At 52.3% G+C, this 11,433-nt stretch carries 5 protein-coding genes, 4 tRNA genes and 3 rRNA genes; 11 read left to right on the top strand and 1 reads right to left on the bottom strand.

What is annotated here, in order from left to right; all coding sequences use genetic code 11:
- The first annotated feature begins 26 nt into the window (after positions 1-26).
- From trkH to birA, 8 genes are all read left to right on the top strand, one after another.
- Positions 27-1,478 (top strand): Trk system potassium transporter TrkH, encoded by a 1,452-nt coding sequence (trkH, locus tag H7R56_RS23280; RefSeq protein WP_106929924.1) that lies wholly within the window; start codon positions 27-29, stop codon positions 1,476-1,478.
- Between the two features lie 12 nt (positions 1,479-1,490).
- Positions 1,491-2,024 carry a menaquinone-dependent protoporphyrinogen IX dehydrogenase gene (gene hemG, locus H7R56_RS23275; protein WP_106929926.1) on the top strand — a complete coding sequence of 178 codons (534 nt, stop codon included), beginning with the start codon at positions 1,491-1,493 and terminating at the stop codon, positions 2,022-2,024.
- Between the two features lie 387 nt (positions 2,025-2,411).
- Positions 2,412-3,951, top strand: a 16S ribosomal RNA gene (locus H7R56_RS23270).
- Between the two features lie 85 nt (positions 3,952-4,036).
- A tRNA-Glu gene (locus H7R56_RS23265) sits at positions 4,037-4,112 on the top strand.
- 219 nt (positions 4,113-4,331) lie between these two features.
- Positions 4,332-7,238 (top strand): 23S ribosomal RNA (locus H7R56_RS23260).
- Positions 7,239-7,332: 94 nt separating this feature from the next.
- Positions 7,333-7,448 (top strand): 5S ribosomal RNA (gene rrf / locus H7R56_RS23255).
- The 16S, 23S and 5S rRNA genes sit together here with 1 tRNA gene alongside, the layout of an rRNA operon.
- A gap of 212 nt (positions 7,449-7,660) precedes the next feature.
- On the top strand, positions 7,661-8,689 hold the full coding sequence (gene murB, locus H7R56_RS23250) for a UDP-N-acetylmuramate dehydrogenase (RefSeq protein WP_106931103.1): 1,029 nt from the start codon (positions 7,661-7,663) through the stop codon (positions 8,687-8,689).
- Positions 8,686-9,648, top strand: coding sequence for a bifunctional biotin--[acetyl-CoA-carboxylase] ligase/biotin operon repressor BirA (birA, locus tag H7R56_RS23245; protein WP_106931101.1), 963 nt, complete (start codon positions 8,686-8,688; stop codon positions 9,646-9,648). Before murB ends, birA begins: the two co-directional genes overlap by 4 nt.
- Before the next feature lie 36 nt (positions 9,649-9,684).
- On the opposite strand, the gene coaA is transcribed toward birA, so the two are convergent.
- Positions 9,685-10,635, bottom strand: coding sequence for a type I pantothenate kinase (gene coaA, locus H7R56_RS23240; protein WP_065358485.1), 951 nt, complete (start codon positions 10,633-10,635; stop codon positions 9,685-9,687).
- Positions 10,636-11,072: 437 nt separating this feature from the next.
- On the opposite strand from coaA, the gene H7R56_RS23235 reads away from it, so the two are divergent.
- The 3 genes from H7R56_RS23235 (at position 11,073) to H7R56_RS23225 (ending at position 11,430) form a co-directional block, all read left to right on the top strand.
- A tRNA-Thr gene (locus H7R56_RS23235) sits at positions 11,073-11,148 on the top strand.
- Between the two features lie 3 nt (positions 11,149-11,151).
- Positions 11,152-11,236 (top strand) — tRNA-Tyr (locus tag H7R56_RS23230).
- Between the two features lie 119 nt (positions 11,237-11,355).
- A tRNA-Gly gene (locus H7R56_RS23225) sits at positions 11,356-11,430 on the top strand.
- Positions 11,431-11,433 lie beyond the last annotated feature (3 nt).

Below are 11,433 nucleotides of genomic sequence, written 5' to 3'. Positions count from 1 at the left end.
TTAGATTATCAAAGGACGCGCCGGAAATGCATTTTCGTGCCATTACTCGAATTGTTGGACTTCTGGTCATCTTATTCTCGGGGACGATGATCCTGCCGGGTTTAGTGGCTCTGATTTACCGCGATGGCGCCGGGCGCGCATTTACCCAGACATTCTTCGTGGCGCTAGCGATTGGTTCGCTGCTGTGGTGGCCGAACCGCCGGGAGAAGGGCGAACTGAAATCGCGTGAAGGATTTCTGATTGTTGTCCTGTTCTGGACCGTGCTGGGCAGCGTGGGTGCGCTGCCGTTTATCTTCTCTGAACAGCCTAATCTCACGGTAACCGATGCGTTCTTTGAATCGTTCTCGGGGTTAACCACGACCGGTGCGACCACGCTGGTGGGGCTGGACTCATTGCCTCACGCGATACTCTTCTACCGGCAGATGCTGCAGTGGTTTGGTGGGATGGGGATCATTGTGCTGGCGGTGGCGATTCTCCCTATCCTCGGCGTCGGTGGGATGCAGCTGTATCGGGCGGAAATGCCCGGGCCGCTGAAAGATAATAAAATGCGCCCGCGTATTGCTGAAACGGCGAAAACCCTATGGCTTATTTATGTGCTGCTCACCGTTGCCTGCGCGCTGGCCCTCTGGTTCGCCGGAATGCCGGCGTTTGACGCCATCGGCCATAGCTTTGCTACCATCGCCATCGGCGGCTTCTCTACCCATGACGCGAGCGTGGGCTTCTTTAATAGTCCAACCATCAATACCATTATTGCGGTCTTCCTGCTGATCTCCGGCTGTAACTACGGCCTGCACTTCTCTTTATTAAGCGGACGTAGCCTGAAGGTGTACTGGCGCGATCCGGAGTTCCGCATGTTTATCGGCGTGCAGCTGACGCTGGTGGTGATCTGTACGCTGGTGCTGTGGTTCCACAATATTTATGCATCGGCGGTGACCACGCTTAACCAGGCGTTCTTTCAGGTGGTATCAATGGCGACGACCGCTGGGTTCACCACCGACAGTATTGCGCGCTGGCCGTTATTCCTGCCGGTACTGCTGCTGTGTTCCGCCTTTATTGGCGGCTGCGCCGGTTCCACCGGTGGTGGCCTGAAGGTCATTCGTATTCTGCTGCTGTTCAAACAGGGGAACCGTGAGCTGAAGCGTCTGGTCCACCCGAACGCGGTGTATAGCATCAAGCTCGGCAACCGTGCGCTGCCGGAACGTATTCTTGAAGCGGTATGGGGATTCTTCTCTGCCTATGCGCTGGTGTTTATTGTCAGCATGCTGGCGATTATCGCCACCGGCGTGGATGACTTCTCGGCGTTTGCCTCGGTTGTGGCGACGCTGAACAACCTCGGGCCAGGGCTGGGCGTGGTAGCGGATAACTTTGCCAGCATGAACCCGGTGGCGAAGTGGATCCTGATCGCGAACATGCTGTTTGGTCGTCTGGAGGTCTTCACCTTGCTGGTGCTCTTTACCCCGACATTCTGGCGCGAATAACAGGAGTTAGCGTTGAAAACATTAATGCTCTTTTCTACCCGTGATGGGCAGACGCGCGAAATTGCCGCCCATCTTTGCTCGCAGCTGAGCGAGCTTGATGTCGAGACGGCGATGGTGGACTTACACCGTACGGATAGCGTGGACTGGGCGCAGTATGACCGGGTGATTATCGGCGCTTCCATTCGCTATGGGCATTTTCATCCCGCGCTTGACCGTTTTGTGAAAAAGCATGCGGCCGCGCTGCAGGCGATCCCTGGCGCTTTCTTTGCGGTAAACCTGGTTGCGCGTAAGCCAGAGAAGCGTTCGCCGCAGACCAATAGCTACACGCGTAAGTTCCTGCTGCGTTCTCCATGGCAGCCGGATGCCTGTGCGGTATTTGCGGGCGCCTTACGTTATCCGCGCTACGGCTGGTTCGACCGCTTTATGATCCGTCTGATAATGAAGATGACCGGCGGGGAAACGGATACACGCAAAGAAGTGGTATATACCGACTGGGAGCAGGTGTCCGCGTTTGCTAAGGAAATCGCGCAACTTTCGCGCAAATAGGGCGCTAATTCGGCTGATTGCCTGGAAAGTGAGCGAACAAAAAGTTTTTTAATATTTATGCTTGCGGGTTCTCATTTTCTCCCTATAATGCGGCCCCACTGAGACGGAACAACGGCAAACAAGCCGCCGGGTCAGCGAGGTTCTCCTGAGAATCTCGGCAGAGAAAAGCGAAATTAAACGCTTGACTCTGAAAGAGGAAAGCGTAATATACGCCACCTCGCAACAGTGAGCGAAAGCCGTGTTGCACTGCTCTTTAACAATTTATCAGACAATCTGTGTGGGCACTCGAAGATACGGATTCTTAACGTCGCAAGACGAAAAATGAATACCAAGTCTCTGAGTGAACACGTAATTCATTACGAAGTTTAATTCACGAGCATCAAACTTAAATTGAAGAGTTTGATCATGGCTCAGATTGAACGCTGGCGGCAGGCCTAACACATGCAAGTCGAACGGTAGCACAGAGAGCTTGCTCTCGGGTGACGAGTGGCGGACGGGTGAGTAATGTCTGGGAAACTGCCCGATGGAGGGGGATAACTACTGGAAACGGTAGCTAATACCGCATAACGTCGCAAGACCAAAGTGGGGGACCTTCGGGCCTCACACCATCGGATGTGCCCAGATGGGATTAGCTAGTAGGTGGGGTAACGGCTCACCTAGGCGACGATCCCTAGCTGGTCTGAGAGGATGACCAGCCACACTGGAACTGAGACACGGTCCAGACTCCTACGGGAGGCAGCAGTGGGGAATATTGCACAATGGGCGCAAGCCTGATGCAGCCATGCCGCGTGTATGAAGAAGGCCTTCGGGTTGTAAAGTACTTTCAGCGAGGAGGAAGGCATTAAGGTTAATAACCTTAGTGATTGACGTTACTCGCAGAAGAAGCACCGGCTAACTCCGTGCCAGCAGCCGCGGTAATACGGAGGGTGCAAGCGTTAATCGGAATTACTGGGCGTAAAGCGCACGCAGGCGGTTTGTTAAGTCAGATGTGAAATCCCCGGGCTCAACCTGGGAACTGCATTTGAAACTGGCAAGCTTGAGTCTCGTAGAGGGGGGTAGAATTCCAGGTGTAGCGGTGAAATGCGTAGAGATCTGGAGGAATACCGGTGGCGAAGGCGGCCCCCTGGACGAAGACTGACGCTCAGGTGCGAAAGCGTGGGGAGCAAACAGGATTAGATACCCTGGTAGTCCACGCCGTAAACGATGTCTATTTGGAGGTTGTTCCCTTGAGGAGTGGCTTCCGGAGCTAACGCGTTAAATAGACCGCCTGGGGAGTACGGCCGCAAGGTTAAAACTCAAATGAATTGACGGGGGCCCGCACAAGCGGTGGAGCATGTGGTTTAATTCGATGCAACGCGAAGAACCTTACCTACTCTTGACATCCAGAGAACTTAGCAGAGATGCTTTGGTGCCTTCGGGAACTCTGAGACAGGTGCTGCATGGCTGTCGTCAGCTCGTGTTGTGAAATGTTGGGTTAAGTCCCGCAACGAGCGCAACCCTTATCCTTTGTTGCCAGCGGTTCGGCCGGGAACTCAAAGGAGACTGCCAGTGATAAACTGGAGGAAGGTGGGGATGACGTCAAGTCATCATGGCCCTTACGAGTAGGGCTACACACGTGCTACAATGGCATATACAAAGAGAAGCGACCTCGCGAGAGCAAGCGGACCTCATAAAGTATGTCGTAGTCCGGATTGGAGTCTGCAACTCGACTCCATGAAGTCGGAATCGCTAGTAATCGTAGATCAGAATGCTACGGTGAATACGTTCCCGGGCCTTGTACACACCGCCCGTCACACCATGGGAGTGGGTTGCAAAAGAAGTAGGTAGCTTAACCTTCGGGAGGGCGCTTACCACTTTGTGATTCATGACTGGGGTGAAGTCGTAACAAGGTAACCGTAGGGGAACCTGCGGTTGGATCACCTCCTTACCTTAAAGAAGCGTTCTTTGAAGTGCTCACACAGATTGTCTGATGAAAAGTAAATAGCAAGGCGTCTTGCGATTGAGACTTCAGTGTCCCCTTCGTCTAGAGGCCCAGGACACCGCCCTTTCACGGCGGTAACAGGGGTTCGAATCCCCTAGGGGACGCCACTTGCTGGTTAGTGTGAGTGAAAGTCGCCGACCTTAGTATCTCAAAACAGACTTCCGAGTCTTGTTTGAGATATTTGCTCTTTAAAAATCTGGATCAAGCTGAAAATTGAAACGACACACTGTGTCTGTTCTCCGTAATAAGAACAGATAAGCGGTGTGTTCGAGTCTCTCAAATTTTCGCAACACGATGGTGTTTTACGAAACATCTTCGGGTTGTGAGGTTAAGCGACTAAGCGTACACGGTGGATGCCCTGGCAGTCAGAGGCGATGAAGGACGTGCTAATCTGCGATAAGCGTCGGTAAGGTGATATGAACCGTTATAACCGGCGATTTCCGAATGGGGAAACCCAGTGTGATTCGTCACACTATCATTACGTGAATACATAGCGTAATGAAGCGAACCGGGGGAACTGAAACATCTAAGTACCCCGAGGAAAAGAAATCAACCGAGATTCCCCCAGTAGCGGCGAGCGAACGGGGAGCAGCCCAGAGTCTGAATCAGCTTGTGTGTTAGTGGAACGGTCTGGAAAGTCCGACGGTACAGGGTGATAGTCCCGTACACCAAAATGCACAGGTTGTGAACTCGAAGAGTAGGGCGGGACACGTGGTATCCTGTCTGAATATGGGGGGACCATCCTCCAAGGCTAAATACTCCTGACTGACCGATAGTGAACCAGTACCGTGAGGGAAAGGCGAAAAGAACCCCGGCGAGGGGAGTGAAAAAGAACCTGAAACCGTGTACGTACAAGCAGTGGGAGCCTCTTTATGGGGTGACTGCGTACCTTTTGTATAATGGGTCAGCGACTTATATTCTGTAGCAAGGTTAACCGTATAGGGGAGCCGAAGGGAAACCGAGTCTTAACTGGGCGTTAAGTTGCAGGGTATAGACCCGAAACCCGGTGATCTAGCCATGGGCAGGTTGAAGGTTGGGTAACACTAACTGGAGGACCGAACCGACTAATGTTGAAAAATTAGCGGATGACTTGTGGCTGGGGGTGAAAGGCCAATCAAACCGGGAGATAGCTGGTTCTCCCCGAAAGCTATTTAGGTAGCGCCTCGTGAACTCATCTTCGGGGGTAGAGCACTGTTTCGGCTAGGGGGTCATCCCGACTTACCAACCCGATGCAAACTGTGAATACCGAAGAATGTTATCACGGGAGACACACGGCGGGTGCTAACGTCCGTCGTGAAGAGGGAAACAACCCAGACCGCCAGCTAAGGTCCCAAAGTCACAGTTAAGTGGGAAACGATGTGGGAAGGCTCAGACAGCCAGGATGTTGGCTTAGAAGCAGCCATCATTTAAAGAAAGCGTAATAGCTCACTGGTCGAGTCGGCCTGCGCGGAAGATGTAACGGGGCTAAACTGTGCACCGAAGCTGCGGCAGCGACACTATGTGTTGTTGGGTAGGGGAGCGTTCTGTAAGCCGTTGAAGGTGAACTGTGAGGTTTGCTGGAGGTATCAGAAGTGCGAATGCTGACATAAGTAACGATAATGCGGGTGAAAAACCCGCACGCCGGAAGACCAAGGGTTCCTGTCCAACGTTAATCGGGGCAGGGTGAGTCGACCCCTAAGGCGAGGCCGAAAGGCGTAGTCGATGGGAAACAGGTTAATATTCCTGTACTTGGTGTTACTGCGAAGGGGGGACGGAGAAGGCTATGTTAGCCGGGCGACGGTTGTCCCGGTTTAAGCATGTAGGCGGGAAGTTTAGGTAAATCCGGACTTCTTTTAACGCTGAGGTGTGATGACGAGGCACTACGGTGCTGAAGTAACAAATGCCCTGCTTCCAGGAAAAGCCTCTAAGCATCAGGTAACATCAAATCGTACCCCAAACCGACACAGGTGGTCAGGTAGAGAATACCAAGGCGCTTGAGAGAACTCGGGTGAAGGAACTAGGCAAAATGGTGCCGTAACTTCGGGAGAAGGCACGCTGATATGTAGGTGAAGTGGTTTACCCATGGAGCTGAAATCAGTCGAAGATACCAGCTGGCTGCAACTGTTTATTAAAAACACAGCACTGTGCAAACACGAAAGTGGACGTATACGGTGTGACGCCTGCCCGGTGCCGGAAGGTTAATTGATGGGGTTAGCGGCAACGCGAAGCTCTTGATCGAAGCCCCGGTAAACGGCGGCCGTAACTATAACGGTCCTAAGGTAGCGAAATTCCTTGTCGGGTAAGTTCCGACCTGCACGAATGGCGTAATGATGGCCAGGCTGTCTCCACCCGAGACTCAGTGAAATTGAACTCGCTGTGAAGATGCAGTGTACCCGCGGCAAGACGGAAAGACCCCGTGAACCTTTACTATAGCTTGACACTGAACACTGGTCCTTGATGTGTAGGATAGGTGGGAGGCTTTGAAGCGCGGACGCCAGTTCGTGTGGAGCCAACCTTGAAATACCACCCTTTAATGGCTGGTGTTCTAACGTAGACCCGTGATCCGGGTTGCGGACAGTGTCTGGTGGGTAGTTTGACTGGGGCGGTCTCCTCCTAAAGAGTAACGGAGGAGCACGAAGGTTAGCTAATCCTGGTCGGACATCAGGAGGTTAGTGCAAAGGCATAAGCTAGCTTGACTGCGAGAGTGACGGCTCGAGCAGGTGCGAAAGCAGGTCTTAGTGATCCGGTGGTTCTGAATGGAAGGGCCATCGCTCAACGGATAAAAGGTACTCCGGGGATAACAGGCTGATACCGCCCAAGAGTTCATATCGACGGCGGTGTTTGGCACCTCGATGTCGGCTCATCACATCCTGGGGCTGAAGTAGGTCCCAAGGGTATGGCTGTTCGCCATTTAAAGTGGTACGCGAGCTGGGTTTAGAACGTCGTGAGACAGTTCGGTCCCTATCTGCCGTGGGCGCTGGAGAATTGAGGGGGGCTGCTCCTAGTACGAGAGGACCGGAGTGGACGCATCACTGGTGTTCGGGTTGTCATGCCAATGGCATTGCCCGGTAGCTAAATGCGGAAGAGATAAGTGCTGAAAGCATCTAAGCACGAAACTTGCCCCGAGATGAGTTCTCCCTGAGACTATAAGTCTCCTGAAGGAACGTTGAAGACGACGACGTTGATAGGTCGGGTGTGTAAGTGTAGCGATACATTGAGCTAACCGATACTAATGAACCGTGAGGCTTAACCTTACAACGCCGAAGCTGTTTTGGCGAAATTGAGACGATTTTCAGCATTGATTACAGATTACATTGACCGGCGAAAAGCGGGTTAATACAGAATTTGCCTGGCGGCCGTAGCGCGGTGGTCCCACCTGACCCCATGCCGAACTCAGAAGTGAAACGCCGTAGCGCCGATGGTAGTGTGGGGTCTCCCCATGCGAGAGTAGGGAACTGCCAGGCATCAATTAAGTGAAGAAGCCCATCCTGACGGATGGGCTTTTTTGCGTCTGCGCCTTGTGGGATGCGGCATTGTGGATATTGCCGGATGGCGGCCTCGCCTTATCCGGCCTACGCTTTCTACATTGCCAGATGTCCTCCTGCTCCATATAACCGCAAGCCTTCCCCACGCAGATACGGTAAACTATCGCCGATTTAGCATCAGGAAAGCAGCCATGACCTACTCCTTAAAACCCTGGAATACCTTCGGCATTGACCATTGTGCAAAGCACATCGTAAGCGCTGAAAATGAACAACAACTACTCAGCGCCTGGCAGCAAGCAACCCGCGACGGGCTGCCGGTGATGATCCTGGGTGAAGGAAGCAACGTCCTGTTTCTGGAAGACTATTCTGGTACCGTGATCCTTAATCGCCTGAAAGGTATCGACGTCAGTGAAACCGCTGATGCCTGGCATCTGCATGTAGGTGCCGGCGAAAACTGGCATCAGCTGGTTCGCTACGCGCTGGATAACGATATGCCCGGGCTGGAAAATCTGGCGCTGATCCCCGGTTGCGCGGGCTCGTCCCCCATTCAGAACATCGGCGCTTATGGCGTCGAGTTGCGGCACGTTTGCGAATACGTCGACTGTATTGAGCTGGCCACCGGTGAGCATAGACGCCTCACCGCTGAAGAGTGCCAGTTTGGCTACCGCGATAGCATCTTTAAACATGCTTATCAGGACCGCTTCGCAATTGTTGCCGTTGGCTTGCGCCTGGCTAAAGAGTGGCAGCCGGTATTAACCTACGGCGATCTTACCCGCCTGGATCCGCAAACCGTCACCCCGCGTGAGGTTTTCGATTCAGTCTGTCATATGCGTATGACCAAGCTGCCGGATCCCAAAGTGAATGGTAATGCGGGTAGCTTCTTTAAAAACCCGGTTGTCAGCGCGGAATATGCACAAACGCTGTTGGCAAACTTCCCTAAGGCACCTCATTATCCGCAGACGGATGGCTGCGTTAAGTTGGCTGCCGGCTGGCTTATCGATCAGTGTCAGCTAAAAGGCCACGTTGAGGGAGGCGCTGCGGTTCACCAGCAGCAGGCGCTGGTACTGGTCAATATCGACAATGCGCAAAGTGATGATGTCGTAAAACTGGCACACTATGTCCGTCATCAGGTAGGTGACAAATTTAACGTCTGGCTGGAGCCAGAGGTACGCTTTATTGGCCACGCGGGTGAAGTGAACGCAGTTGAGGTGATTCAATGAAAGATAATACGGTGCCATTAACCCTTATCTCTTTGCTGGCTGACGGTGATTTTCACTCCGGAGAGCAGCTGGGTGATATGCTGGGAATGAGCCGCGCGGCGATTAATAAACATATCCAGACCCTGCGCGATTGGGGCGTTGATGTCTTTACCGTGCCTGGTAAAGGCTATAGTCTGCCGGAACCGATCCAACTGCTGGATACGCAGCGTATTCGCAGCGCGGTTGATTATGGCGACGTTGCCGTTCTTCCGGTGATTGATTCAACCAACCAGTATCTGCTGGATCGCATCGGCGAGCTGAAGTCCGGCGATGCCTGCGTGGCTGAATACCAGCAGGCAGGCCGCGGCCGCCGTGGACGTAAGTGGTTCTCGCCGTTTGGTGCTAACCTCTATCTCTCTATGTACTGGCGATTAGAGCAGGGCCCAGCCGCCGCGATTGGTCTGAGTCTGGTAATTGGCATTGTGATGGCGGAAGTGCTTCAGGATCTTGGTGCGGATAAAGTCCGAGTGAAATGGCCGAACGACCTTTATCTGAATGACCGTAAATTATCGGGGATACTCGTTGAACTAACGGGGAAAACCGGCGATGCTGCACAAATCGTTATTGGCGCGGGCATCAACCTTGTCATGCGTCGGGTTGAAAATGATGTGATTAACCAGGGCTGGATCAACTTGCAGGAAGCGGGGATCACCATCGATCGTAACGTGCTGGCCGCGCGCCTGATTAACGAACTGCATCATGCGCTGCAGGTCTTTGAACAGGAAGGTCTGGCACCTTATCTCTCACGTTGGGATAAGTTAGATAACTTTATCAATCGACCGGTAAAACTCATTATTGGTGATAAAGAAATCTTCGGTATTTCTCGAGGCATCGATGCTCAGGGGGCATTATTACTTGAGCAGGATGGGGTGATAAAACCCTGGATGGGCGGCGAAATATCACTACGCAGCGCAGAATAAAAAAGGGAGCTTCGGCTCCCTATTTTTTTATTCGATTTATTTCCGCAAACGCACCTGCTCAACGGAATGGTTCGCGCTTTTTGTCAAAATAAGACTTGCTCGCTCGCGCGTTGGAAGAATATTTTCGTTTAAATTCCGAAGGTTAATTTCGTTCCACAGCGAGGTGGCAACGTTAATTGCCTCTTCTTTTGAAAGCTGCGCGTAATTGTGGAAATAAGAATCCGGATCGGTAAAGGCCCCTTCACGGAATTTCAGGAAGCGATTGATGTACCACGACTGTAATAATTTTTCCGGAGCGTCAACATATATAGAAAAATCAACGAAGTCGGAAACAAATACATGATGTGGATCGTGCGGATAATCCATCCCGCTTTGCAGTACATTTAACCCTTCGAGGATTAAAATATCCGGGTGGGTGACCGTCTTATCGCCATCGGGGATCACATCATAGATCAGATGTGAATAGACCGGGGCGGTGACGTTCGGCACGCCTGACTTCAGGTCAGAAACGAACTTGACCAGTCGATGCATATCATATGACTGCGGAAAACCCTTTTTCTTCATCAGCCCACGTTCTTTCAGCACTTCGTTAGGGTGCAGGAAACCGTCGGTGGTGATCAGCTCAACGCGACGATGCTCGGGCCAGCGGCTGAGCAGCGCCTGCAGTACGCGGGCGGTCGTGCTTTTACCTACCGCCACGCTGCCGGCGATGCTAATGATGTAGGGAATGCGTTGGCCGTTGGTGCCGAGGAACTGTTCCAGCACCGCCTGGCGGCGCAGGTTAGAACTAATATAGAAGTTCAGTAGACGTGACAAAGGCAAATAGATCTCCGCCACTTCCTCCAGCGACAGATCTTCGTTGATACCTTTTAAGCGCGTAATTTCGCCCTCAGTCAGGGTCATTGGCACTGAATCGCGCAGCGCCGCCCACTGGCTACGATTGAACTGTAGATAAGGTGTCATTAACGTTTGCTCTTGTTTTCTCATAAGCATGTTCTGGCTACCACGCTGACTGCACGCGACGCTTCACATTCAGTTAATCAGGACAATGGGCAGGAGGTTAACACCAGGTGGAAGAGAAAAAGAAGAAAAAATCCAAATTAGTCGTGCTTTCGTGAGAAAACACCGCTCTTTGTTACGGATGCTGTTTTCCTGAGTAAGGTTGAAGTGACAATGAAGAAGCGTAGGTGATATCGCTTTATTGCTATGAAGCGGCCGCTGACCGAAGTCTCGACGCTGTGTGGCTCCCGAAATAGGGGCTAACGGTACGAATAGGGGCGAATTATTGTGCTATTTTTAGCCGGCAAAACGCCATTTTGCTGAGTTTTTACGCGCGAACGCACAAAACGTGAGCGATAGAACATTTTATGCAAATTTTTAGTTGCATGTCGCCGCATGTCTCCCTAGAATGCGCGCTACTTGATGCCGACTTAGCTCAGTAGGTAGAGCAACTGACTTGTAATCAGTAGGTCACCAGTTCGATTCCGGTAGTCGGCACCATCAGGTGGGGTTCCCGAGCGGCCAAAGGGAGCAGACTGTAAATCTGCCGTCACAGACTTCGAAGGTTCGAATCCTTCCCCCACCACCACTTTCAGGCTAAGCATTGCGAGGCCAGAGTTGGTTGGTAAAATAACTAACTCAAACAAAGGAAAGGGAGAAATCTCTTTCCTTTGGCACAGAAAGAACTGGGTAGCCGAGTTTTAGGATGCGGGCATCGTATAATGGCTATTACCTCAGCCTTCCAAGCTGATGATGCGGGTTCGATTCCCGCTGCCCGCTCCAGAC

It is taken from the genome of Klebsiella sp. WP3-W18-ESBL-02 (genome assembly GCF_014168815.1).
Lineage (GTDB): Bacteria > Pseudomonadota > Gammaproteobacteria > Enterobacterales > Enterobacteriaceae > Kluyvera > Kluyvera ascorbata_B.
The sequence above is the reverse complement of the archived record's forward strand: the minus strand, read 5'-3'. Positions and strand labels throughout refer to the sequence as shown.

What these genes read in the sequence shown, in the direction of transcription:
- trkH (WP_106929924.1), top strand. Translation starts at nt 27, where the DNA reads ATGCATTTTCGTGCCATTACTCGAATTGTTGGACTTCTGGTCATCTTA.
- murB (WP_106931103.1), top strand. Translation starts at nt 7,661, where the DNA reads ATGACCTACTCCTTAAAACCCTGGAATACCTTCGGCATTGACCATTGT.
- birA (WP_106931101.1), top strand. Translation starts at nt 8,686, where the DNA reads ATGAAAGATAATACGGTGCCATTAACCCTTATCTCTTTGCTGGCTGAC.
- coaA (WP_065358485.1), bottom strand. Translation starts at nt 10,635, where the DNA reads ATGAGAAAACAAGAGCAAACGTTAATGACACCTTATCTACAGTTCAAT.